Origin of the sequence: Nonomuraea sp. B1E8 (genome assembly GCF_039871515.1) — a bacterium.
Lineage (GTDB): Bacteria > Actinomycetota > Actinomycetes > Streptosporangiales > Streptosporangiaceae > Nonomuraea.
Map to the genome: position 1 here is coordinate 465100 of NZ_JBDPLS010000006.1, position 24183 is coordinate 489282.

Annotated in this window: 23 protein-coding genes; 14 read left to right on the forward strand and 9 right to left on the reverse strand. The window is 73.1% G+C overall.

From position 1 onward, the window contains the following. The first annotated feature begins 46 nt into the window (after window positions 1-46). The 4 genes from ABGA98_RS22825 (at window position 47) to ABGA98_RS22840 (ending at window position 5104) form a co-directional block, all read left to right on the forward strand. Window positions 47-1210, forward strand: coding sequence for an MFS transporter (locus tag ABGA98_RS22825; protein ID WP_347620389.1), 1164 nt, complete (start codon window positions 47-49; stop codon window positions 1208-1210). A 145-nt stretch (window positions 1211-1355) separates the two neighbouring features. Continuing rightward, window positions 1356-2420, forward strand: coding sequence for an LLM class flavin-dependent oxidoreductase (locus ABGA98_RS22830; protein ID WP_347620390.1), 1065 nt, complete (start codon window positions 1356-1358; stop codon window positions 2418-2420). Next, window positions 2417-3910: an AMP-binding protein gene (locus tag ABGA98_RS22835; protein ID WP_347620391.1), complete on the forward strand. Its 1494-nt coding sequence runs from the start codon at window positions 2417-2419 to the stop codon at window positions 3908-3910. The genes ABGA98_RS22830 and ABGA98_RS22835 overlap by 4 nt, the downstream gene beginning before the upstream one ends. Before the next feature lie 42 nt (window positions 3911-3952). Then, window positions 3953-5104, forward strand: a complete 1152-nt coding sequence (locus tag ABGA98_RS22840; RefSeq protein WP_347620392.1) for a cytochrome P450 — start codon at window positions 3953-3955, stop codon at window positions 5102-5104. A 10-nt stretch (window positions 5105-5114) separates the two neighbouring features. Here the strand turns inward: ABGA98_RS22840 and ABGA98_RS22845 are convergent, their stop codons facing one another. Beyond that, a complete protein-coding gene (locus ABGA98_RS22845) occupies window positions 5115-6023 on the reverse strand; it encodes a cyclase family protein (RefSeq protein WP_347620393.1) in 909 nt (302 codons plus the stop codon). A gap of 28 nt (window positions 6024-6051) precedes the next feature. On the opposite strand from ABGA98_RS22845, the gene ABGA98_RS22850 reads away from it, so the two are divergent. Further along, window positions 6052-7215, forward strand: coding sequence for a serine hydrolase domain-containing protein (locus ABGA98_RS22850; protein ID WP_347620394.1), 1164 nt, complete (start codon window positions 6052-6054; stop codon window positions 7213-7215). Window positions 7216-7227: 12 nt separating this feature from the next. Here the strand turns inward: ABGA98_RS22850 and ABGA98_RS22855 are convergent, their stop codons facing one another. Continuing rightward, window positions 7228-7965 (reverse strand): SDR family NAD(P)-dependent oxidoreductase, encoded by a 738-nt coding sequence (locus ABGA98_RS22855; RefSeq protein ID WP_347620471.1) that lies wholly within the window; start codon window positions 7963-7965, stop codon window positions 7228-7230. 13 nt (window positions 7966-7978) lie between these two features. Further along, a complete protein-coding gene (locus tag ABGA98_RS22860; protein ID WP_347620395.1) occupies window positions 7979-8584 on the reverse strand; it encodes an isochorismatase family cysteine hydrolase in 606 nt (201 codons plus the stop codon). 174 nt (window positions 8585-8758) lie between these two features. On the opposite strand from ABGA98_RS22860, the gene ABGA98_RS22865 reads away from it, so the two are divergent. The 7 genes from ABGA98_RS22865 to ABGA98_RS22895 all read left to right on the forward strand — a co-directional run bounded on the left by ABGA98_RS22865 (window position 8759) and on the right by ABGA98_RS22895 (window position 17668). Beyond that, window positions 8759-10627: a protein kinase gene (locus ABGA98_RS22865; protein ID WP_347620396.1), complete on the forward strand. Its 1869-nt coding sequence runs from the start codon at window positions 8759-8761 to the stop codon at window positions 10625-10627. 11 nt (window positions 10628-10638) lie between these two features. Further along, window positions 10639-10995: an OB-fold domain-containing protein gene (locus tag ABGA98_RS22870; RefSeq protein ID WP_347620397.1), complete on the forward strand. Its 357-nt coding sequence runs from the start codon at window positions 10639-10641 to the stop codon at window positions 10993-10995. Next, window positions 10992-11315, forward strand: coding sequence for a VOC family protein (locus ABGA98_RS22875; RefSeq protein WP_347620398.1), 324 nt, complete (start codon window positions 10992-10994; stop codon window positions 11313-11315). The genes ABGA98_RS22870 and ABGA98_RS22875 overlap by 4 nt, the downstream gene beginning before the upstream one ends. A gap of 16 nt (window positions 11316-11331) precedes the next feature. After that, window positions 11332-12840, forward strand: a complete 1509-nt coding sequence (locus ABGA98_RS22880; RefSeq protein WP_347620399.1) for a class I adenylate-forming enzyme family protein — start codon at window positions 11332-11334, stop codon at window positions 12838-12840. Further along, on the forward strand, window positions 12837-14855 hold the full coding sequence (locus tag ABGA98_RS22885) for an acetate--CoA ligase family protein (RefSeq protein WP_347620400.1): 2019 nt from the start codon (window positions 12837-12839) through the stop codon (window positions 14853-14855). The genes ABGA98_RS22880 and ABGA98_RS22885 overlap by 4 nt, the downstream gene beginning before the upstream one ends. After that, complete coding sequence (locus ABGA98_RS22890; RefSeq protein WP_347620401.1) at window positions 14842-15591, forward strand: glucose 1-dehydrogenase; 750 nt, start codon at window positions 14842-14844, stop codon at window positions 15589-15591. The genes ABGA98_RS22885 and ABGA98_RS22890 overlap by 14 nt, the downstream gene beginning before the upstream one ends. 253 nt (window positions 15592-15844) lie before the next feature. Beyond that, window positions 15845-17668: a CHAP domain-containing protein gene (locus ABGA98_RS22895; RefSeq protein WP_347620402.1), complete on the forward strand. Its 1824-nt coding sequence runs from the start codon at window positions 15845-15847 to the stop codon at window positions 17666-17668. 125 nt (window positions 17669-17793) lie between these two features. Here ABGA98_RS22895 and ABGA98_RS22900 read toward each other — a convergent pair whose 3' ends face one another. Genes ABGA98_RS22900 through ABGA98_RS22910 form a run of 3 tightly spaced genes read right to left on the reverse strand, consistent with a single transcriptional unit; the run spans window position 17794 to window position 20701 of the window. Then, window positions 17794-18606, reverse strand: a complete 813-nt coding sequence (locus tag ABGA98_RS22900) for a TIGR03619 family F420-dependent LLM class oxidoreductase (protein WP_347620403.1) — start codon at window positions 18604-18606, stop codon at window positions 17794-17796. Continuing rightward, window positions 18603-19589 carry an acyl-CoA dehydrogenase family protein gene (locus tag ABGA98_RS22905; RefSeq protein ID WP_347620404.1) on the reverse strand — a complete coding sequence of 329 codons (987 nt, stop codon included), beginning with the start codon at window positions 19587-19589 and terminating at the stop codon, window positions 18603-18605. Before ABGA98_RS22905 ends, ABGA98_RS22900 begins: the two co-directional genes overlap by 4 nt. Beyond that, window positions 19586-20701, reverse strand: a complete 1116-nt coding sequence (locus ABGA98_RS22910; RefSeq protein ID WP_347620405.1) for an acyl-CoA dehydrogenase family protein — start codon at window positions 20699-20701, stop codon at window positions 19586-19588. Before ABGA98_RS22910 ends, ABGA98_RS22905 begins: the two co-directional genes overlap by 4 nt. 132 nt (window positions 20702-20833) lie before the next feature. Here ABGA98_RS22910 and ABGA98_RS22915 point away from each other — a divergent pair, with 132 nt between their 5' ends. Together ABGA98_RS22915 and ABGA98_RS22920 are read left to right on the forward strand one after the other, a co-directional pair. After that, window positions 20834-21568, forward strand: coding sequence for a dienelactone hydrolase family protein (locus ABGA98_RS22915; protein WP_347620406.1), 735 nt, complete (start codon window positions 20834-20836; stop codon window positions 21566-21568). Between the two features lie 138 nt (window positions 21569-21706). Beyond that, window positions 21707-22795, forward strand: a complete 1089-nt coding sequence (locus tag ABGA98_RS22920) for an alcohol dehydrogenase catalytic domain-containing protein (RefSeq protein WP_347620407.1) — start codon at window positions 21707-21709, stop codon at window positions 22793-22795. 70 nt (window positions 22796-22865) lie between these two features. On the opposite strand, the gene ABGA98_RS22925 is transcribed toward ABGA98_RS22920, so the two are convergent. The 3 genes from ABGA98_RS22925 to ABGA98_RS22935 form a co-directional block, all read right to left on the reverse strand. After that, a complete protein-coding gene (locus ABGA98_RS22925; protein ID WP_347620408.1) occupies window positions 22866-23180 on the reverse strand; it encodes a hypothetical protein in 315 nt (104 codons plus the stop codon). Between the two features lie 294 nt (window positions 23181-23474). Beyond that, a complete protein-coding gene (locus tag ABGA98_RS22930) occupies window positions 23475-23603 on the reverse strand; it encodes a hypothetical protein (protein WP_347620409.1) in 129 nt (42 codons plus the stop codon). Window positions 23604-23845: 242 nt separating this feature from the next. Then, window positions 23846-24073: a hypothetical protein gene (locus ABGA98_RS22935; RefSeq protein ID WP_347620410.1), complete on the reverse strand. Its 228-nt coding sequence runs from the start codon at window positions 24071-24073 to the stop codon at window positions 23846-23848. Window positions 24074-24183 lie beyond the last annotated feature (110 nt).

The window sequence follows — 24183 nt, forward strand, 5'->3', positions numbered from 1 at the left end:
CTAAAACTTCTTTTCATCAGGAACCCTGCCTGATAGTTTCCTCGGCATGAGACCCCAACGGGCCATCGCCGCCGTCTTCGCCATTCACGGTGCCGTCGGCGGCAGTCTGGCCACCCGCATCCCGTGGCTCCAGGACCACCTGGACCTCGGCCCCGGCCTCCTCGGCCTCGCGCTGCTGTTCCCGTCGATCGGCGCCATCGCCGGCCTGCCGCTCGCCGCCCGCCTGGCCCACCGCTTCGGCGGGCGCGCCGCCACCCGCGCGCTGCTCGCCGCGTGGTGCGCGAGCGTGATCCTGCCCGTGCTCTCGCCCGCGCCCGGGTGGTTGTTCGCGGCGTTCCTGCTGTACGGCGGCGCCGCCGGCATGTGCGACGTGGTGATGAACGCCCACGCCGTCGTGCTCGAACGCCAGCTCGGCCGCTCGATCATGTCCGGCCTGCACGGAATGTGGAGCGTAGGCAGTCTCACCGCGGGCGGCGTCGGAGCCCTGGCCGCGCAGGCCGGCATCGACGCCAGAATCCACCTGCCGGCGGTCTCCCTCGTCCTGATCGCCCTGGGCGCGGCGGCCGGGCGGAGCCTGCCGCCCGGCGAGGCGTCCGCGCACGCGGCCGCGCCCCGCCGCCTCGTCCTCCCCTCCCGCGGCATACTGGCCATCGGCGCCGTCGGGTTCTGCGCCACGTTCGCGGAAGGCGCCGGCGCCGGCTGGGCCGCCGTCTACCTCTCCGAGATCGCCTCCGCCGGCCCGGGGGCGGCCGCCGCCGGATACACCGTGCTCATGGTCTCCATGGCGGGCGCCAGGCTGGCCGGCGACCGGGTCATCCGCCTGCTCGGGCCCGCGACCGCCGTCAGGGCGGGCGGCGTCGTGGCGACCGCCGGCTGCGTCATGGTGGTCGCGGCGCGCTCACCCGCCCTGGGCATCACCGGGTTCGCCCTGCTCGGGCTGGGTGTGGCTGTGGTGGTACCGCTGGTGTTCGCGGCGGCGGGCAACGCGGGGACGACCCCCGGAGCGGGCGTCGCGGGCGTGGCCACGATCACGTACGTGTCGGGGCTGTCGGCGCCCGCCGTGATCGGGTGGGTCGCGGACTGGCTGTCCTATCCGGCCGCGTTCGTCATGATCACTGGCGTGGTGGCGCTGCTCATCCTGCTGGCCCCCGTTCTGCGACCCGCGCCCGCGTCCACCCCGTCGCGGGAAGAAGCGCTCAGCGCCCACTGACCGGAGACCCGGCTCCGGGACGCGGGCCGGAAGGCTTTGTGTCCCGGCGCCGGGATTCGCCGGCAGGTCCCGGCCTGGACGGTGGCGGCCTGTCGCGTATACGCTCCCAAGCGAGCGCTTGGTTTATCACTGAGGGGCCGCCGCAATGAAGTTCTCGACCTTCCACCTCTTCCACCGCTTCGACGGCCAGAGCTTCAAGGACGTCTACGACCACCACCTGGAGCTCATCGAGCTGGCCGAGGAGCTGGGGTTCGACGGGGTGCGGCTGGCCGAGCACCACTTCCGCGACTACGGGGTCGTCCCGAACCTGTTCACCATGCTCGCCCACGCCGCCGCCCGCACCACCCGCCTCAGGCTGGGCACCGGCATCGTGGTGCTGCCCCTGCACGACCCGATCCACGTGGCCGAGGAGGCCGCGCAGGTGGACGTGCTCTCCGGAGGGCGGCTGGACCTGGGCATCGGGCGCGGATACCAGAGCGCCGAGTTCGAGGGGTTCGGGATCGACCTGGCCGAGGCCCGCGACCGCTTCAACGAGGCGCTCGAGGTGATCGTCGGCCTCTGGACGCGGGAGGCGTACCAGCACGAGGGGAAGTTCTACCGGACCGGCGCCGAGGTCTCGCTCGTGCCCAGGCCGCTGCAGACGCCCCACCCGCCGCTGCACGTCGCGGCCGTCTCGCCCGAGACCGTCACCATGTACGCCGAGCGCGGGCTGCCCATCCTGGCCGACCCGGCGGCGACGTTCCGCAAGGTCTGCGCGGCGGCGGGCACCTGGCGGGAGACGGCCGCGCGGGCCGGCCACCCGGACGGAGCCGAGCTGGTGGTGGCGCGCAGCGTGTACGTGGCCCCGACCCTGGAGCAGGCCCGCGCGGACCAGGAACGCTTCGAGGCGTCGTTCGACCGGTCGCGCATCTTCAACGAGCGCAGCGCCCCCATCGACCCGAAGACCGGCCGCGCCGCGCAGGGCTTCGAGTACTACCAGGACCGCTACCTCAAGGGCGGCTCCGTGTCGGCCGGATTCCGGTGGGAGCAGCTGGAGGTCATCGGGGATCCGGCACGGGTGATCGAGCAGATCACGCTGCTCGGGGACGCCGGCTTCACGAACCTGCTGTGCGACTTCGGCAGCACCCGGCCGATGCCCCTGGAGGAGATGAAGCGGGTCATGCGCTTCTTCGCCGCCGAAGTGATGCCCGCGTTCCGGAGGTCCTCATGATCCACAGCCTGTCCCTGTCGGACGTCCTCGCCGACCACGCCCGCAGCCGCCCGGGAATCACCGCGGTGGTGGACGGCCCGACGCGGCTGACGTACCCGGAGCTCGACGCCCGCGTGACCCGCCTGGCCGGCGCCCTGGCCGGGCTGGGGGTGGGGAGCGGTGACCGGGTGTTGTGGCTGGGCCAGAACTCCCACGCGGTACTGGAGCTGCTGCTGGCCTGCTCGCGCCTGGGCGCGGTGTGCTGCCCGGCCAACTGGCGGCAGTCGGAGGACGAGCTCCGGTTCGTGCTGACCGACCTGGCGCCGTCGGCCGTCGTCTGGGAGCCGTCGGACACGACGGCCGCGCTGTGCGGCTCGGGCCCGGGGACGTGGGTGCGGGCAGGCGACGAGTACGAGGGGCTGATCGCGGACGCGAGCCCCCGGGAGTTCCCCCAGGTGGCCGACACCGAGCCGGTGCTGGCCCTCTACACCGCCGCGTTCGGCGGCCGGCCGTGCGCCGCCCTGCTCGGCAGCGCCGCTCTCATCGCCCACGCGACGTCGTTGCTCGTTGTCCGGCAGATGGAGCCGGGCTTCACCTTCCTCAGCAGCGGCCCGCTCTACCACGTGGGCACGATGATGTTCTGCCTGGCCACGTTCCAGATCGGCGGCACGAACGTCTTCACCCCCGCGTTCGACGCCGAGGAGGTGTGCCGGCTGGTCGACGCCGAGCGGGTGACGCAGGCGTTCCTGTTCGGGCCGATGATCGACGCCGTCACGAAGGCGAACGCGGACGGCGCGTACGACCTGTCGTCCCTGCGCTTCGTCGCCCACTCGGCCGAGTGGGACGACATGATCACCGTGGACGGCTCGCCCTGGTGCCGGTCGAAGATGGGCGGGTACGGGCAGACGGAGGTGGGCGGGATGCTCACGTTCCTGGGGCTGGCCGAGGGCGGCGCGGGGTTCGCGGGGCGGCCGAATCCGCTGGTCCAGGTACGGTTGCTGGCGCCGGACGGCGTCGAGGTGCCGGTGGGCGAGGTGGGGGAGATCTGCGCGCGGGGCAAGACCCTCTTTTCCGGATATTTCGCCCGACCCGACTTAAATGCAGTTAAGTCGGCGTACGGCTGGCACCACACCGGCGACCTCGGCCGCCGCGAACTCGACGGCACCATCACCTTCATCGGCCCCAAGCTGCGCATGATCAAGTCAGGGGCCGAGAACATCTACCCCGCCGAGGTGGAACGGGCGCTCGCGTCACATCCCGCGGTGGCCGGCGCCGCCGTCATCGGGGTGCCCGACCCCGTCTGGCACCAGGCGGTCAAGGCCGTCGTCGCGCTCCACCCCGGCGGAACGGCGACGGCCGGGGAGCTGATCGAGCACGTCAAGGCGTCACTGGCGTCGTACAAGAAGCCACGGGAGGTCGTCTTCGTGGACGAGATCCCCAAGCGCGGCCCCGGCCCCGACTACGACGCCCTGGACGCCGCGCACGGCGGCGGAGGCTACCCGGGCGACTGAATATGCGAGCCAACTATCTACTGATGGTCCACTCTCATATTTATGAAACTTCCCATCGAACGTCACCCGGACCGGCCCTTCGACCCTCCCGCCGGGCTCCGCGGGCTCCCGGCGATGAGCCGGCTGGAGTTCGCCGACGGCCACCTCGGCTGGCTGGCCACCACCACCGTCGCGGCCCGCGCCGTGCTGGGCGACCCGAGGTTCAGCGCCCGCCAGGAGATCAAGCACGTCGTCATGCACTCCTCACGTCCCGGCGAGCCCGGCCAGGAAGCCCCGCCAGGTTTCTTCGGCAGCATGGACCCGCCCGAGCACACCCGCTACCGACGGCTGCTCACCGGCCAGTTCACCGTGCGCAGGATGCGCCTGCTGGAGCCGCGCGTCGAGCAGATCGCCGCCGGCCTCCTCGACGCCATGGCCGCGGCCGGGCCGCCCGCCGACCTCGTAACGGCGTACGCGCTGCCGATCCCGTCCACGGTGATCTGCGAGCTGCTCGGAGTCCCGTACGCCGACCACGAGTTCTTCCAGGAACGCAGCTCCCAGCTCGTCATCCCCGGCGGCGACCCCGCGGCGATCGGCGACCTGACCGCCTACCTGCGCGAGCAGGTACGGCGCAAGCGCCAGGCGCCCGGCGACGACCTGATCAGCGGCCTCATCGCCGAACTGACGGACGAGGAGCTGGCCAACGTCGCCCTGCTCCTGCTCGTCGCCGGCCACGAGACCACCGCCAACATGCTGACCCTCGGCGTGTTCGCGCTCCTGGAGCACGGCGCTCCCCTCGACGAGGTCTCGGACGATGCCGTCGAGGAGTTGCTGCGCTGGTTGTCGATCCTGCACCTGGGCGCGCCCCTCCGTACGGCGCTGGAGGACGTCGAGGTCGCGGGCGAGCTGGTCAGGAAGGGCGAGACCGTCGCCGTGTCCCTCCCCGTCGTCAACCGCGACCCGTCCGTCCACGACGACCCGGAAACGCTCCGCTTCGACCGGGGAGCCTCGAGCCGGCACCTGGCGTTCGGCCACGGCGTGCACCAGTGTCTCGGGCAGCAGCTGGCCAGGATCGAGCTGCGCATCGGCTACCGCGCCCTGTTCGAGCGATTCCCGGGGCTGCGGCTGGCCGTCCCCGCGTCCGCGGTGCCGCTGAAACCCGACGCCACGGTGTACGGCGTCACGAGCCTGCCCGTGACCTGGTCCACGGGCTGACGCAGGGCGCTCACAGGATGGCCAGCGGGGTGAGAGGGCTGCCGGTGCCGCCCTCGATCCTGAGCGGCGCCGCCACGAACACGAACTCCGTACGCCCGGTCGCGCCCAGCTCCTCCAGCCAGAGCATCTCGATCAGGTGGATGCCGTGCCGGTGCAGGAGAACGAGGTGCAGGTCGTCGGCGAGGCTCTCCTCCGCGCGCCCGCGCGCGTCGAGCCCGCCGATCGCGGCGTTGTCCGCGGCGACCGCCGCGACGTCGTGCGCGGCCAGCCACCGGCCCGCCGCGGCCGACAGTCCCGGCTGGCCCGACCAGTAGTCCTCGCGCGACCGTTCCCACACCCGGGGCCAGCCCGTACGGATGACCGCGACGTCCCCCGGCCGCGGGGTGGCGATGTCCGCCAGCAGGCCGGCCGTGATGCGATGATCGGCCGGCAGATGGTCCAGGCCGAGGTGACCCGGCACGTCGAACAGCACGCCCCTGGCGACCACCCCGCCCACCCGTTCGATGCCGCACCGGGTCGCGCCGTAGGAGCGCACCCTGGCCGCGGGGTGGCCGTTGTAGAGCTCGTCGCCCGACCACATGTGGCACAGCGCGTCCATGTGGGTGGTGGTGCCGTGGTGGGTGACGAGCAGCGCGTCGTCGGCCACCCGCAGGCCCTCGCCGATCGGCCGCGCCCCGGCCGCGTAGTCGCCGCCGTCCACGGACATGAAGTGCTGCGGCAGCGGGCGGCCGGGCAGATGCGGGACGGTCGTGGGCGCGGGCGAGGAGGTGGCGCCCCTGATCGGCATGGCCAGGCTCAGCACCTCGCCCGTGGTGGCGCTGCGCAGCGCGTCGAGCACCACGGCGGGGGTGAGGAGGTTGAGAGTGCCACGCTGATCATCTGGGCCGAATCGTCCCCAGTTGTTAGGCTCGTCTACCACTGAGCTCCCCTTTCTCCGCGGAGGTCTGATGCACTGCGATCCCCGGTTCTCCGGCGTACGCGAGGTCTTCGAACGGCACTTCTCCGACGGCGAGGAACTGGGCGGCGCCCTGGCCGTCTACCTGGACGGCGAGCTGGTCGTCGACCTGTGGGGCGGGGTCGCCGACCGGCACACCGGGCGGTCCTGGCAGCAGGACACGCCCGCGTTCGTCTACTCCTGCACGAAGGCGGTCACCGCCACCGTGCTGCTGCAGCTGGCGGAGCGGGGCCAGGTGGACCTCACCGCGCCGGTCGCCGACGTGTGGCCCGAGTTCGCCGCCGAGGGCAAGGCGGCCATCACCGTCGAGCAGGTGCTCACCCACCAGAGCGGGCTGCCGGTGATCGAGGAGCCGGTGCCGGTGGAGGAGTTCGAGGACCACGCGGCGATCGCGGCCAGGCTCGCCTCCCAGGCGCCCCTCTGGGAGCCGGGGAAGGCGCACGGCTACCACGCGCTGACCTACGGTTTCCTGCTGGGCGAGGTGATCAGGCGGGTGACGGGCAAGAGCGTCGGGGAGCTGGCCGCCGCCGAGATCGCCCGCCCGCTGGGGCTGGAGCTCTGGGTGGGGGCGCCGGACACCGTGATCGCGCGTACGGCCCGGCTCCAGGCAGGCGAACGCGCCCGGCCTCCCGCACCCACCGAGGCCGTGCCCGAGGGCGGGCGGGCACGGGACGTGCTGGCCGAGGTGGCCAGGGCGGCCCAGGACCCGCGGAGCCTGATGAACCGGGCGCTCGGCAACCCCGGCATGCACCTGCTCAAGGGCGGCGCGAACCATCCGGTCATCCTGCGCGCCGGATGGCCGGCGGCCGGGGCCGTCGCCACCGCGCGGGGGCTGGCCGGGTTCTACCGGGCGCTGATCGCGGGCGAGCTCCTGCCCTCCGGCGCGCTGCGCGAGGCCGTACGCCCGCGCGTGAGCGGCCCCGACCGCGTGCTGCTCCTGGACACCTCGTTCGGGCTCGGCTTCATGCGGCCGTCGCTGACGTTCTTCGTGCCGTCGGAGACCGCCTTCGGCCACACGGGCCTGGGAGGGTTCATCGGCTTGGGCGACCCCGAGCGCGGCCTGGCCGTCGGCTACGTCATGAACCGGATGGCCGCCGCGCTCTCCGGCAACCTGCGCGGCATCCGCCTGGTGGAGGCCGTCTACCGGGCCCTGTGACCGCATCGGAGCTCAGTGCATGGTCACGCCGCCGCTCACCGACAGGATCTGCCCGGTGATGTAGGCGGCGCGATCCGTGCACAGGTAGGCGACCAGGCCCGCCACGTCGGCGGGCGTGCCGAGGCGGCGCAGCGGGATGCCGCGCGCGATCTTGCCGACGAGCCCCGGCTCGGCCTCCGACACCCTTCGCAACATGGGCGTGTCGGTGGGTCCCGGGCAGACGACGTTGGAGGTGACCCGGGCTCTGGCGGCCTCGCGGGCGAGCGTCTTGGCCAGCCCGAACAGCCCGGCCTTCGTGGCCGCGTACGCGCCTTCGCCTCCTGAGCCGGCCCTGGCGCCGTCGGAGGAGACGAACACCAGCCGTCCCCAGCCTCGCTCCAGCATGCCGGGCAGCAGGAGCTTGGTGAGCAGCATCGGCCCGCGCAGGTTGACCTGCCACATGAGGTCCCAGCTCGCCGGGTCGCTCTCGGTGAACGGCCGCACCACCGACACCCCGGCGTTGTGCACCAGGATGTCCACCGGCCCCACGGCGCCGGCGAACGCCTCGACGGACGGGGGCGCGGCCAGGTCGACGCCCAGTGCCCGCGCGCCGGGCAGGCCTGAGGCGACCTTCCCGGCGTTCGGCAGGTCCACGTCGGCGATCACCACGCGGGCGCCCAGCGCGGTCAGGTCGGCGGCGATGGCCGCGCCGATCGCGCCCGCTCCCCCGGTCACGACCGCCGCGCGCCCGTCCAGGCGCAGCCCGTCCATCATGCCGCGCCCTTCATCCGGGTGCTCGCCTCGTCCACGCCCGGGCCAGGTCCGCCGCGGCGGTGCGGGTGGCGAGCAGGCCGATCGTGTGCTTCAGCACGGCCCGCGCGTAGTCGTCGGGGATGCCCGCCACCGCGTCCTTGACCACCGTCACCCGGTAGCCCAGGTTGACCGCCTCCAGGGCCAGCCCGGGGATGCCCAGGTTGAGCGAGACCCCGGCCGCGACGACGGCGGTGACGCCCATCGAGCGCAGCGTCATGTCGAGCGAGGTGCCGGTGAACGGGGAGAAGCCGTGGTAGCGCCGGCTCTCCAGGTCGCCGCCGTCCCGCAGCTCGGGGATGACCTCGGTGGCGGGCGTGCCGTCCAGCATGTGCCCGGGATCGTTGAGCAGCGAGATGATGAACGGGCAGTTGCCCGTGTGGGAGCCGGCCCGGTCGGGGCGGAAGGCGGCCGTGCAGTGGATGACCGGGAGCGCCGCGGCCCTGGCCGCGTGGAGGACACGGGCGGCGTTGGCCACGACGTCGTGCCGGACGCACGCATCCACCAATTCTGGAAATTTCGTGAGATCGCCGACGACGCCCCGCTGCATCTCCATCACCAGCACGGCTACCCGCTCCACCGGCGACCTCCGCCTTCCTATTAGCCGAGCGCTTGCTTGGTAACGTCGATCAGCATAACACCTGCCATCAGCCGTCATCCCCGATTGACGCTGGGCGAAATTTCTGGACTCGTGACAACCGGAACCCCGGGTGAGACCGTCCAATCGAAGACGGCTGCCTGATGGGGGTAGGACTTGGTCCCTGGTTACCGTGAAGTACGCCAGCTCGGCGCCGGCCGTACCGGCCGCGTGTTCCTCGCCACCTACCAGCAGACCGGCGCCTACGTCGCGATCAAATACCTGAACGCCACGCTGCGCCGGGACGCCGAGTTCATGGACCGCTACCGGACGGACACCCACGAACTCGTCGAGATCGACGACCCGAACGTGGTCAAGCTCTACGAGTACGTCGAGACGCAGAGCAGGGCCGCCATCGTCATGGAGCTGGTGGACGGCGTCACGCTGCGCACCCTGCTTGCCGAGCACCACAGGATCAGCACCGAGGCGGCCCTGGCCGTGGTGAAGAGCACGCTGCTGGCCCTGGCCGCCGCCCACGAGCGGGGCGTGCCGCACCGCGACGTCAAGCCGGACAACATCCTCGTCCAGGCCGACGGCACCACCAAGCTGGCGGACTTCGGCGTCGTGGTGCACGCCGAGGAGCCGGGCGTGCCCGCCGGAAGTCCCGAGTACATGGCGCCCGAGCTGTGGACCCAGGGCAGGACGGGCCCGCCCGCGGACGTGTACGCGGCCGCGTGCGTCCTGTTCGAGGCGGCCAGAGGGCGGCCTCCCTACCGGGCGTACAAGGAGGGCGAGGACGGCGGGCCGGACGTGCCCGCGCTGCGCGACAAGCACCTGGTGGAGCCGGTGCCCGTGGAGGTCGCCCCCGACACGCTGCGCGACCTGCTCAGGCGGGGGCTCGCCAAGGACCCCGCGCTCCGGTACGCCTCCGCCCGGCAGTTCGCGGCGGAGCTGGAGGAGGACGCCGTCGCCGCGTACGGCCCCGACTGGGAGAAGCGCGGGCGCCGCCACCTCGCCGAGCTGGCCACGCTGCTCGCCCTCCGTTTCCCGCTGGCCAGGACCGGCCACGCCGCGACGACCGCCTCCCGCATCCGCGACCGCGTGCCGAGGGTGCCCCGGCTGCCTCCGCACCTGTGGGTGGCCGGCGCGACGGTGGTCGCCGTGTCGATCACGCTCATGATGTCGGGCGGCCGGCTGCCCCCCGGACCGGGGGCCATCCTCATGCCGCCGCCCGAGACGCAGAGCGAGCCGGAACCGACCCAGGCCGACGCCCGCACACCCGGCCCGACCAGGACGGCGGCCACACCCCGGCGCACGACCGCCGAGCCGGCGCCCACGCCTCCCGCCCGCAGCGCCTCACAGTCCCTCCCCACCGCCCGGCGGCCCTCCGCCCCGGCCCTCACCGTCCAGGAGGTCGGCATCGTGCGGTGGAGCGGCACGGCCGGCGCGATCAGGGTGTCGGCGAACGGCACCGGGCCCGTGCGGCTGCGGATCTCGTACACGCGGAGGGACGGGGACGCCGGCGCGGCCAGGACGGTCCGCCAGGAGTTCCGCACCTTGCGCGGTCAGACCGCCTACACCAGCGTCGTCACGCACGATCCCGGGGGCGTGGCGTGCGGGCGGCGGGCGTACGTAGGAATCCTCGTGATGACGGAGCCGGCGGCGGGCAACGGGCCGCAGGTGAGCGAGGTGCTCGTGGACGGCCCGAGCTGCGCCGCCCCGACGCCGACCTCGTCCGGGTCCGCCGTCCCGACGCCCACCCGGGAACCGACCGCCTCGGCCCGCACCACCCCCGCGCCCTCTACGGCCCGCACCACCTCGTCCCCGCCCGCCCGCATCGCGTCGCCGACCTCCACCACCGACGGGTCTTCACGCCTCGCACCGCCACATCCGGCCACGGACCCCGGCACAGCACCAGCCACCGTGGAACCCGGCACCACGCCGCCTCCCACCATCGACCACGACGCCGCCACTTCCGCCACTTCCGCCACTTCCGCCACGGAGCCCGGCCGGCGGGGTCTTGTGGGGCAACCAAGCGTTCGCTAGCTTGGCTAGCGATGAGCGGTGACACCTGTGCCCACCGGGCCGCCCACGGCGAACTGGTCATCCAGCGCTGCACCGGCTGCGACCGCCGCAGCCACCTCCCGGAACCGGCCTGCCCCCGGTGCGGCGGCCGGGACCTCCGCGCCGAGCCGGCCTCCGGCGAGGGCGTGGTGCACACGTTCACGATCGTGCACCGCTCCTTCGCCCCCGGCTACCAGGGCCGCGAGCCCTACGTCGCGGCCTGGGTGGATCTGCGGGAAGGCCCCAGGGCGTTCGGGCACGTGGTGGGGTGCGCGCCAGAAGAGGTACGCGTCGGCATGCCGGTACGCGTGACGTTCATAGACGATCTCCCCCATTGGAGGCCCGCGTGAAGCTGGGCAACGTGCTGATTCCCGTGGCCGACCTGGACGAGGCGATCGCCTTCTACGGGCTGCCGGTGAAGTTCCGCGACGGCGACAGGTTCGCGGCGCTCGACGGGGGCGGGGTCACCGTGGCGCTGGCCGGGCCCGCCGAGCACGTCACCGCCTCGGCCGCGCCGTCGTACAAGGTGGACGACGTGGTGCGGGTCGTGCGGGAGATGGAGGGACGCGGCGCCGAGGTGGTGCGGGCGCCGGAGGACGGGCCGCACGAGAGGCGGGCCGTGCTGCGCGATCCCTCAGGCAACGTCTTCGTGCTCTATTCGCCCCTCTGATGTGGAGGCACCCCCCATGGCACGATCACCCTACGGCAACTACGGCCACGCGGTCCTGACCGCGGGAGCGCTGCGCACGCCCGGCCGGGTGGCGCTGACGTACTGCGGCGAGCGGAGCTTCACCTACGACGAGCTCAACAGGAGCGTCAACCGCCGCGCGAACGTCCTGATCGCGGCCGGGATCACGCCCGGGCGGCGGGTGGCGGTGCTGCTCAACGAGACGTTGCGGGTGGCCGAGGTCTACCTCGCGCAGGCCAAGATCGGGGCGGTGACGGCGGCGCTGAACCCGTACTGGCCGGTGGAGACGGTGCGGGACGTGGTGGCCGCCTCGGGGTGCACGGCGCTGGTGCACGACGCGACGGTCGAGGGAGTGGTCGAGCAGATCAGGGACGACCTGCCGGCGGTGACCACGTGGATCGACGTACGCGAGCCGGCGGAGGGTCCGGACGCCGAGCCGCCGCTCGGCGGGTTCCACGACGATCCGGTGGCCCTCTACTACACCTCGGGGACGACAGGGCTGCCCAAGGCCGTCGTGCACACGCACGCGTCGTCGCTGGCCACGGCGCGGATCTGGCTGGACGTCCCGCGCGGGCCCGACGCGGTGTTCGGCACGGGCGCGATCATCTGGGGCATCGGCTTCCCCGCCATCGCCGGGCCCGCCCTGTACGCCGGGATGCGCCTGGTGCTGGAGCAGGACTGGGGCCCGGCGAACTTCCTGCGCGTCGTCCCCCGCGAACGGGTCACGCACGTGTCGCAGATCCCCTCGTTCTACGCGGCGCTGCTGGGGTCGCCCGACCACGAGGGTGTGGACCTGTCGTCCATCCGGGTGATCATGCTGGGCGGGGAGCCGCTGACCGCGACCATGCTCGACCGGATCAGGGCCAGGCTGCCGCAGGCGGCGGTGTTCTCGTACTACGGCCAGACCGAGGCGCCGTACACGTGCATGGGGCGGGTGGACGACGGCTCGATCCCCCTCGGGTCGTCCGGGCGCGCCCGCACGGGCAACGCGGTACGGATCACGAACCAGCGCGGCCACCGCGTGGTCGACGAGGTCGGCGAGATCAACCTGGCCGGGCCGCACCGGATGGCCGGTTACGACGGCCTGCCGGACCGCACGGCGGAGGTGCTGCGCGGCGAGTGGTACGTCGGGGGCGACCTCGGGACGCTCTCGGCCGACGGCGTGCTGCGCGTGCTCGGCCGGCGGGAGGACGCGATCATCAAGGGCGGCGTCTGGACGCAGCCGGCCGTGATCGAGGAGGCCGTTTCGGCCCTCGACGGCGTGGCCGAGGCGGGCGCGGTGGGCGTGCCGGAGGGCGCGGCGGACCAGCGGGTCCTGCTGGCCGTCGTGCCGCGCGCCGGGCACTCGCTGGACGCCTCCAAGATCGCGCTGTCGCTGGCCGACACGCTCCCCGCCCACCAGCGCCCCGACCACATCGTGGTGGCCGCCGAACTCCCGCACGCGCAGGACGCCTCCGGCGGCCCCGGCAAGCTGCTGCGCAGGAAGATCCGCGAGCTGTACGGGTGAGCGCGTACGAGCACGAGGTCAAGGCGCTGCTGCGCGAGGCGGGAGTGCCGGTGCCGCGCGGGGTGGTGGTGGGCGACGGCGACTTCGGCGCGGCCGGCGAGCTGGCCGCGCCGCTGGTGCTGAAGGCGTTCGGGCCGGGGCTGGTGCACAAGTCCGAGGCCGGGGCCGTGGCGCTGGGCCTGCGGCACGGCGAGCTCGCAGCGGCGGCCGCCGCGATGGCCTCCCGGCTGGACGTCGCGGGGTTCCTCGTGGAGGAGCAGGCGCAGGCCGGGGTCGAGCTCATCGTGGGCCTGGTGCGCGACCCGGGGTTCGGGCCGGTGGTGCTGGCCGGCCTCGGCGGGGTGTGGGCGGAGGCGCTGGGTGACACGGCGCTGCGGCTCTGCCCGATCACGGAGGAGGACGCCCGGAGCATGCTGGCCTCGCTGCGCGGGGCCGCGCTCCTGCGCGGGTGGCGCGGCGGCCCGCCGGTGGACGTGGACGCGGTGGTCGAGCTGCTCGTGACGGTCGCCGGCCCCGGCGGGCTGTGGGAGCGGCTGGAGCTGGGCGAGTTCGAGCTGAACCCGGTCATCGCGGGACCGTCGGGCGTGGTGGCCGTCGACGCCCGCCACCTGCCCGCCGCGGCCCCCGCACGGTCGGCGGCGGGACCGCCCGCGGACTTCCTGCCGCTCTTCGAGCCCAGGGCCGTGGCGGTCGCCGGCGCGTCCACGACCCGGCCGAACTTCGGCAACATGTTCCTCGGCTTCTACCGCGAGGCGGGCGTCCCGCTGGTGGCGGTGCACCCCGAGGCGGACGAGGTGTCGGGCGTGCCGGCCGTACGCTCCCCCGCGCTGGCGGAGGTGGACTACGCGCTGGTCGCCGTGCCGGCCGGGCGGTGCGCCGACGTGGTGCGGCAGGCGGCGGGGATCCCATTCGTGCAGGTGATGAGCGGCGGGTTCGGGGAGGCCGGGCAGCACGGGCTGGAGCGGGAGCTGGTCGCGGCGGCCCGGGCGGCGGGCACGCGGCTGCTGGGGCCCAACTGCATGGGCGTCTACTGCCCGCGCGGCCGGCAGACGTTCGTCGGCGGCGGGCTCGGGCCCGCGGGGTCCGTGGCCCTGATCTCGCAGAGCGGCGGCCTGGCGGGCGAGGTGATCAAGGTAGGGGAACGGCGGGGGCTGGCGTTCAGCCGGGTCGCCACGGTCGGCAACGCGGCCGACGTGACCCCGGCCGAGCTGCTGCGCTGGCTCTCGGGCGACGAGGAGACGCGCGCGGTCGGGCTGTACCTGGAGGATCCGCGCGGCGGGCGGGAGCTGTACGAGGCGCTGCGGGCGACGGACCTGCCCGTGGTGCTGCTCGTCGGCGGGCGCAGCGGGCAGGGGCGGCGGGCGGCGGCCTCCCATACGGGCGGCATGGTGAGCGACCGGCGGATCTGGGAGGCGGTGGCCGAGCAGGCGGGCGTGGCGCTGGTGTCCGGCCAGGACGACCTGATCGGGGTTCTGGCGTACTTCCAGGCGCACGGCTCGCGGGTCACCTCCGGGGACGGCGTGCTGGTGGTGGGGCCGAGCGGGGGCGCGAGCGTGCTGGCCGCCGACGCGTTCGACGGCGCGGGTGTGCGGCTCGATCCGCTGCCGGACGACGCGCTCGACGCGCTGCGCGGGCTCGGGGTGGCCGCGGCGGGCAATCCGCTCGAGGTGCCCGTCGGGCCGCTCGGTCGTGCCGGGCTCGTGCCCGAGGTGATCGACACGATCATGTCGCGGCGGCCGTACCGGGACGTCGTGGCGCACGTGAACGTGCAGGCCTTCTTCACGTACGGCGACGCGGCGGAGCCCCTTCACGCCTACGCCAGGGCGGTCGCGGGAGCCCAGGACGCGCTGCCGGGCACCCGGATCACCCTTGTCACCAGGAACGGCGACTGCGCCCCCGAGGGCGTCGAGGACGAGGTGGGACGGATCGCGGCGGCTGCGGGTATCCCCGTCTACCGCTCCATGGAGGCGGCCGCAGCGGCCATCGCCGGAGGAGGACGTCATGAGGTTGCTTGACGGCAGGGTCGCGCTGATCACGGGCGGGGCCCGGGGCATGGGGGCGGCGCACGTGCGGCTCTTCCTGGAGGAGGGCGCGCGGGTGGTGTTCGGCGACGTGCTGGACGACGAGGGCAAGGCGCTGGCGGAGGAGACGGGCGCGGTCTATGTCCGGCACGACGTGACGAGCGCGCGGGAGTGGGAGCGCGCGGTGTCGATGTCCACCGACCTGTACGGCAAGCTCGACGTCCTGGTCAACAACGCAGGGATCCTGAAATATCGGCGCATTGATGAGATGTCACCCGAGGACTTCGACCGGGTGATCGACGTCAACCTCAAGGGAGCCTGGCTCGGGATCAAGTCGGTGATCGACCCCATGAAGGCGGCCGGGCGCGGCGCCATCGTGAACATCTCCTCGATCGAGGGCTTCATCGGCGCCGAAGGGCTGTCGGCGTACTCGGCCTCGAAGTTCGGGCTGCGCGGGATCACCAAGTCGGCGGCGCGGGAGCTGGCCAGGTTCAGGATCCGGGTCAACTCGGTGCATCCTGGCGCGATCAACACCGCGATGGCCATGAACCCCGACATGGCGAACGAGGTGGACGCCGACACGTTCGTGAAGTCCATGGTCATCAAGCGGTTCGCCAAGCCGGTCGAGGTGTCGCACGTGGTGGCGTTCCTGGCCTCCGACCGGGCGAGCTACTGCACGGGCAGCGAGTTCACGGTGGACGGAGGGCTGCTGACCGGGGCGGGATACTAAGATCTCACCCCAAGGTAGATCTTTTAGGTTTAAACCACCTGGATCGGACATTTCTGGCAGCATCCTGACCTGCGGATCTCTCCCAAGAAGAGTCGACTCTCTCTTGGGGCGTGCTTGACCTGGGGTTACCAGACGGTAACCTCGCTCATCGCAGGAGATGACAAGCCGCCGGTTTCGTCACACCAGTCACAGGGGTATACCCAGGTCTGCGTGGACAAAACCGGTCTTGCCCGGAAGGTTTCCCCACGCCTCCATGACGCCAGAGATGAAGAAGTTCATCGAGCTGCTCGAGCGCCAGCTCGGCTACTCGGAGAAGGCCGGCGCGTACACCAAGTTCGGCTCCTGGTACGGCAAGAACGTCGAGTTCGACGCCGACTACACCTCTGCCCCGTGGTGCGACATGATGTTGTCCTGGGCGGCGCACAAGCTCGGCTACGAGGAGTGGATCGGCCAGTTCGCCTGGACGGTCGCCCACGCCAAGTGGTTCAAGGAGCAGGGCACGTGGGGGAAGAAGCCCAAGCCCGGCGCGATCGTCTTCTACGACTGGAGCGGATCCAACAAGATCAGCAGGATCGACCACGTCGGCGTCGTGACGCGGGTCGAGGGCGACACGATTTACACGATCGAGGGCAACATCGACGGCGGCGTCGCCAAGCGCAAGGAACGCGACACGGGCAAGGTCGTCGGCTACGGCTACCCGGAGGAGATCAAGGCCCGCCTGGACGAGGAGGCCGCCCAGCAGGCCAAGGAGGCCAGGAAGAAGGCGGAGGAGCGGGCGGAGGAGCCGTCGAGGCCCGGCAACGACGTCGGCGTGCTCGAGCTTCCCGCGGACGAGGCGCTGTCCGGCATGATCCCCCGCGCAAAACGCGACGAGCCCGCCCGCGCCCCGCACTCCGGCGGCCGCGACGCCGCCGCACCCGCCCCGTCGAAGAAGGCCGAGCAGGAGGCCACGGTCCACGCCTCCGCGAGCGCCACCGGCAAGGAGCCCGCCAAGAAGGCCAAGCACGCCAAGCCGTCCACCGCCGACACCACGGCCGCGACCGCCGACCCGGTCCCCACCCACATCGACGCCGCGGCCACCGCCCCGATGCCCGCCGTGTCGACGCCGACGCTGGTCGGATCGGCGCTGGTGGCCGCGCTGGCGCTGCTCGCCGTCGCCAAGACCCGCCGGCTGCGGGCCGCCGCGTCTTCGGCGTCCGCCGCGTCCGGCACGCCCGCCCGCCCGGCCCGCTCGAACGCCGGCCGCCGTCGCCGCCGCAACGCCGCCCCCGCGCCCCTGCGCCGGCTCGCCACCCGGCCCTTCGACCTCGCCACCGACGCCCCCGAACTCCGTACCACGGACACCGCCGTCCTCCGCTCCCCGCGCCACACCACGGCGCTCGCCTCCGCCCGGGACGCCTCCGACACCACCGTGCTCCGATCGCCGTACGCCGCCGAACTCCTTCCCTCTCGTCTCCGCGCGAGTGCCCAGGACCGCCGCGCGGCGGACACCGGGCCCTTCACGCCCGCCTTCGACGACACGGCTCCCGCCGAGACGGGGCCGCTGGAGATCGTCCTCGACACCGGCCCGCTCGATCGGGTCGTGGACACGGGACCGTTCGAACGCATCGTCATCCCCGGCGCGTCGAGCAGCTTCGACGCCTTCGCACCCACCCGCACCACCGGCGCGGACGCCTTCGGCCCGCTCGTCACCGTCGACCACCCCTCCGGCGGCCCTTACCGCGGACGGCGGCGGCGGCACGAGCGGCTGGCCGAAGAGCCCGCGTTCGCGTCCGACCTGCCGTCGCGCGGCCGCCGCCACCGCCGCGCCCAGCCCGGCTCGCCCGACGTCCAGGGGCCTCGCCCCGGCAACGCGCCCCAACCCGCCGGAGCACCGCACGCGGGCCGCCAGGAGCCCGGACAGCCCGCGGGACGCGCGCAGTCCAGGCGGTCCGGCGAGGGGCGCGGTGCCGAGGGGTTCGTCCAGGACCTCCCGCTGAAGGGCCGCAGGCACCGCAGGACGACCCGCCCCGACGACGGCCGCCGGCTCGCCGGCGCAGCCACCACCCGGCCAGGAAGGGGACGCCACCGCGCCTGACCGGCCTCCCGGCCCGTGCCGACCGCATCGCGACGCCACCGCGCCCGACCGGCGACCCCCACCCACCACGCCCGACCGGTCTCGGGCCCTTGGGCGCGACGCCGGGGGCGTTCGGAGGGGCGTCCCTAGCCGAGCCCGTGCTCGGCGGCGAAGGCGGCCAGCCGGGAGACGGCGTCCCGTCCGCGCGTCCACGGCCGTACGATGAGCCGTTCCACGCCGAGCGCCTCCCACGCGGCCACCTCGTCAGGGGAGACCGGCGCGTAGGCGTGCACCGTCACGGGAACCCCAGGCCCGAGCCGGTCGAGCTGCGGCCTGATCGACTCGATCGTGTGCGGCATGCTGATCCACCCGTCGCAGAGCCGGGCCGCCCTGCGCAGCGCGGCGCCCGACTCCCCACCCGCGAGCACGGGCAGCCGCCGCTGCACCGGCTTGGGTTCGAACGCGACCTCGGGGAACGAGTAGAACCTCCCGGAATGGGCCACCACCGGCTCGCTCCAGAGCCGCCTGACCACCTCGATCGCCTCGTCCAGCCGCGCCCCGCGCGTGCCGAACGGGATGCCGGCCGCCTCCCACTCCCCCCGGTACCAGCCCGCGCCGACCCCGCAGATGGCCCGTCCCGACGAGACGACGTCCAGCGTGGCGAACGCGCGGGCCGACACGAAGGGATGTCGCAGAGCGAGGAGCTGCACCGCCGTGCCGAGCCTGACACGGGAGGTGAAGGCGGCGAGCCAGCACAGGTACGCGGGCGCGTCGAACAGCGGCGTGCCGGGCTTGATCCCCGGGCCGGTGGCGCCCGGGTAGCCGGCGAGCGACAGGTCGGTGGTGAACACCAGGTGCTCGGGCAGCCACACCGACTCGAACCCCAGCTCGTCCGCGGCCACCGCCACGTCCTTCCACGCGGCGGGATGCAACAGCCCGAGCGGCACTCCGAACTTCACGGATACCGTCCCGGGCCGCCGTCGATGACGGCGGCGCAGAGGCGTTCGCGGTGAGCGGCCGCGGTGCCGTACGCGGACGAGAGCGACCAGGCCCGCGCGAGCCAGAACCGCAGATCCAGCTCCTCGGTGTACCCGATCGCCCCGTGCACCTGCAGCGCCGCCCGCGCCGCGAGGTCGGCGGCCTCCCCCGCGGCGGCCTTGGCGGCGCTGGCGTCTCGTCCGGCGCTGGGCAGCGGCCGGCTCCTGGGCCCGCCCACCGACAGGGCCGCCCGGTGGACGAGGGGCGCCGCGAACTCGACGGCCACGGCGACGTCCGCGAGCCGGTGCTTGACCGCCTGGAACGACCCGATGGCCGCCCCGAACTGCGTCCTGGCCCGCGCGTACGCGACGGTGGCCGCGAGCAGTTCCCTGGCGACCCCGACGAGCTGCGCCGCCGTGGCGACGGTGGCCGCGAGCACCACGGCGTCCATCGCCGGCTCGACGGCCCCGCCCAGATCCTCGGACACGTCGAAGCCCACCTCGAACAGCGGCCGGCACGGATCGACGCCGGGGCGGGGCGCGAGGCGTACGGACTCCTTGCGGACCAGGTGCCAGCCGCCCGCCCGCGCCACCACCAGCAGGTCGGCCAGGTCGGCGTCCGGCGCGTACGCCTGCCCCGGCGGCAGCACGCTCACGCACACCGCGCCGGAGGCCAGCCCGGGCAGGCCGGCCGGCAGGTACGCCGCCGCCACGGCGGTCTCGACGACCGGCCCTGGCAGGCACGCCCGCCCGGTCTCCTCCAGCGCCGGCAGGATGTCGGCCGGCGACAACCCCAGGCCGCCGGACCCGGCGGGCAGCAACGATCCGAAGAGGCCCAGGCCGGCGAGCTGCTTCCAGGCGGGCCGCCGCTCGGTGCGCAGCGCGGCCGGCGGGCAGTGCGCCCGCAGCACGTCGCGCACGGTCGCGCCCAGGGCGAGCTGGTCGGAGGTGAAGCCGAAGTTCACGGCCGCACCCCCGCCCTGGGCAGCCCGAGGACGCGTTCGGCGATGATGGTGCGCTGGATCTCGTTCGTGCCCGCGTAGATCGGGCCCGCCAGCGCGAAGAGGAACCCGTCCAGCCAGCCCGTGTCCCCCGCCCGGTCTCCGAGCAGTTCCATGGCGAGGGCGTGCATGCGCAGGTCCAGCTCGGACCAGAACACCTTGCCCATGCTGGCCTCGGGCCCGAGCTCCTCGCCGGTCATGAGCCGCCGCACGGTGGCGTACGTGTGCAGCCGGTACGCCTCCGCGTCGGCCCAGCATCGGGCGGCCCGGTCGGCGAGGGCCGGGCCGGCGTCGCGGGCGAGCGCGACGAGCCGGTCGGCGGTGGCGAGGAACCGTCCCGGGCTGCGCAGGGTCAGCCCGCGTTCGGACGAGGTGGTGGCCATCGCGATCCGCCATCCGTCGCCCGGCTCGCCGACCACCATCGACTCCGGCACGAACACCCCGTCGACGTGCAGCTCCGCGAACCCGGGCAGCCCGTCGAGCTGAGCGATCGGCCGGACGGCGACGTCGTCCATGGGGAACATGACGTACGTGAGGCCGTGGTGGCGCATGCCGGAGGTGCGGAAGAGGCCGAACCCGTGGGTGGCGTGGGCGGCGCGCGAGCTCCACGTCTTGTGGCCGTACAGCCGCCAGCCTCCGGGGGCGGGCTCGGCCCTGGAGGTCAGCGCGGCCAGGTCGCTGCCCGCCTCGGGCTCCGACCAGGCCTGCGCCCACACGTCGTCGCCCCGGGCCATCCGCGGCAGCCAGCGGTCGCGCTGTTCCGGCGTGCCGAACCTCATGAGTGACGGCGCCAGCAGGAAGATGCCGTTCTGCGTCACCCGGGCGGGGGCGCCGGCGGCCCAGTACTCCTCCTCGAAGATCAGCCACTCGACGAGGGAGGCGCCGCGCCCGCCGTAGTGCTCGGGCCAGGAGACGACGGACAGCCGCGCGCCGGCGAGCAGTGCCTCCCAGGCGCGGTGCGCCGCGAAGCCCTCCGCGGTGTCCATGGGCGGGAGCGGTCGCGGCACGTGCGCGCGCAGCCAGTCACGAACCTCGGCTCGGAAGTCCCGCTCGGCCGGGGAGAAGTCGAGATCCACGCAACCAACCTAGCGCACGCTTGGTTCACGCACCATAGGGTCCCGGCGCCGGAGCGGCCGCTCCGCCCCGCGCGACCATCGCCGCCGCCGAGCACGTGGATATCCGGGAACGCCCCGGGCAGGTTCTCCGGCATGTGCCATTCCACCGACAGCAGACCGCCCGCCCCGCCCGTCCAGGGGGAGGTGGCCTGGCATGAGCAGATCGAGCTGACCGCCGCCGACGGCAACCGCTTCCTCGCCTACCGGGCCGAGCCCGCCGAGCCGAACGGCCGCAGCGTGGTGATCCTGCCCGACGTACGCGGCCTGCACCCCTTCTACCGCGACCTCGCCGTGCGCTTCGCCGAGGCGGGATTCTCCACGATCGCGATCGACTACTTCGGCCGTACGGCGGGCCGCGGCGAGCGCGGCGACGACTTCGACTTCATGACGCACGTCAACCAGCTCACCAACGAGGGGATCAGAGCCGACGCGAGGGCGGCGACCGAGGCGCTGTCGGGCGGAGGGCCGGTGTTCACGGTGGGCTTCTGCATGGGCGGCGCACAGTCCTGGCGGCAGGCCGCCGAGGGCAACGGCCTGGCCGGCGGCATCGGCTTCTACGGCGCGCTGCGCTTCATCGAGCCGCCGGGCTCAGGCCCGGGAGCGCCGCTCCTCCTGCTCAGGGGCGGGGCCGACACGGTCTCGACGCCGGAGCAGTTCGAGGCGTACGAGGCCGCTCTCGACCAGGTGGGCACAGAGCACGAGACGCACGTCTACGAGGGCGCGCCGCACTCGTTCTTCGACCGCGCCTACGGCGAGTGGGCCGAGGCGTGCCAGGACGCCTGGAGGCGCATCCTGTCCTTCACCGAGCGCCACGCTCAGCCCAGATAGGCGGCCCTGACGACCGGGTCCTGCCTGATCTCGGCGGGCGTGCCGTTGTGGCGAGCGTGAATTCGCCTGGGAGGGGTGTCAACGGGGTCCCTAACAACCGCTTGCTCACGATTTCGGCACCGGGTTACCGTTGGGCGCATGCTGATGCGCGCGGCCGTCCTGACCAGGTTCCACGCCCCCCTGGAGGTCCGCGAGGTCGAGATCGCCGACCCCGGCCCCGGCGAGGCACGCGTGCGGATCATGGCGTCCGGCGTGTGCGGCTCCGACCTCAAGGCCATCGACGGCAAGAGCCCCGTGGCGAGCCGGCCACCGTTCATCCTCGGACACGAAAGCGCCGGAGTGGTGGAGAGCGTCGGCACGGGCGTGACCACCGTCAAGCCCGGCGACCACGTCATCATCGCCATGAACGGCCCCTGCGGCCGGTGCCGCCCGTGCGGCGCGGGCCAGTTCCACCTGTGCTCCGGCCCCGCCAGGCTCCCCACCATCATGGGCGGCCCGCCGCGCGTCACCCTCGACGGGCAGGAGACCCGCCGCTTCATCGGCATCGGCTCGTTCGCCGAGTACACCGTCGTCTCCGAGGCGATGTGCGTACGGATCGCCGCGGACGCCCCCTTCGCCGCCATGTGCCTGCTGGCCTGCGGCGTCGTCACCGGCGTCGGCGCCGTCACGAACGTCGCCAGGGTGCCCCCCGGCGCCACCGTCCTCGTCGTGGGCTGCGGCGGCGTCGGACTCAACGTCATCCAGGGGGCGGTGCTCGCGGGCGCGACCACGATCGTCGCCGCCGACACGGCCGAGCCGAAACTCAAGCTGGCCGGACGCTTCGGCGCCACCCACACCCTCCTCGCCGCGGACCTGCCCCGGCAGGTGGGCGAACTCGTGAAGGGCGGCGTCGACTACGCCTTCGACGCCACCGGCGCGCCCGGCGTGCTCTCCCAGGCGTTCGCCGCCACCCGTCCCGGCGGGACCGCGGTCATGGTCGGCAGCCCGCCCCAAGGCCACCCCGCCGAGGTGGACACCGGCCTGCTGTTCGCCTCCCGCCGCCTCATGGGCACCCAGGGCGGAGACGCCGCACCGCACCGCGACCTGCCCATGCTGGCGGCGCAGTACCTCCGGGGCCGCCTCGACCTCGACGGCCTCATCACGGAACGCCTGCCCCTCGACCAGATCAACGAAGCCGTGAACCACGTCCGCCAGGGCACCGTCGCCCGCACGGTCATCACCTTCTAGAACCCATGGCCTTGTCAGGCCGCGTCAGGGCCACGCTGCGACCACCCGGCCGCAGGGCCCTCGCGTCGGCTCAGTCCTCGTCGAGATGAGCGCGATCGGCGCGGTGGGCGCGCAGCTCACGGCGCGCCTGGTGCCGGCTGCGACGGCGCTCCTCACGGCGGATGTAGTACCACTCCCGGTTGGCGCCTTTGGTGTCGCGAACGAGCACGTGGTAGCCGGGGGCGCCCCAGAAACAGCCGTCCCTGCGCCAGTTCGCGCTGTCGGCGGTGATCTCGTCCGGCAGCGTGCACGGCCCGAAACGATGATCATGCACGGGCACGGAGGTCATCGGCGGCGCGTCGGCCATCCGCACCCACCAGGGCCGGGTCCTGTCGGTCTTGCTCATACGGTCACCTTTCGGCTCCGTGACGCCCCTGGATGGGGCCGTCGCTAGACCGGGTGCACCGTGATCACCTCCGACTACGCACACAACAAAAAGGGACCGAAAGCGACGAAGCCGCCCAGAGACCCTGATCCACACTACCCACGACCGGCCGCCGGTGGCGGGTTTCGGTCTTCACGATCGAGACTCTGGGCCAGCCGCCCCAGCGGATGCCTTTCTCGTTTCGGGCTCGGGCGCGGTCGCGACGTCGTGCCCCTCGACGGACAGCCTTGCCTTCAGGAATCGTCCCAATTGAGGTCAGTTTTCGCCCCAAACGATGAGGTCGCCGACGAAGCCTTCCCCGGAAACTTCCTTCACGTGGAAGGCGTGAGCCAGGGCAAGGGTGTTCGCTAGTTCACGGCGGAGTAGCGCGACCGTGTCGCTCATGGCACCACCCTTCGAGCACCCCGCGGTGCTGGTGTCCTGCGGCCAGGTCGAGCCACGCTGTGACTGCCTGGCCGTAAGGCCCTCGTGCCGTCTCCTCATTGCTGCCGTCCTCGGACTGGCGGACGACAAGAAACTCCCCGCCCTCGGAGACAAGGTCGTACTCGCCGCAGCAGGACGTGTCATGAAAACGCGTGCGCGGAGTTCGGGGGATGTGTGGTCTCCAGGTACGCATGTCGCTCTTCTCAGGTGTGGTCCAGGCCCGCCAGGCCCTCTTGGATGCGCAGCCGAACGGTCAGAGCCATGGCGTCATCGGCGTCCACGGTCTGAGCGAGACCGACGGCTATCTCGGCGGCGCGGAGCCTGCGACGGCGTGTCGCGTAGCACGCACCCGTGTTGCTGCTCCAGATGGTCCAGTCGTCGCCGTACGCGGAGCGTAGGCTGGCCAGCGTTTCGGCGGTGATCCTGCTCATGCCACGCATCATCCTGCGTTACCAGAGGACAGCGCACCGTCACCCCAGGACACCTGAGGACATCTTGCAGACCACTAGATGGCCTCAAAAGTCCTGCGGAAGGATGCCGC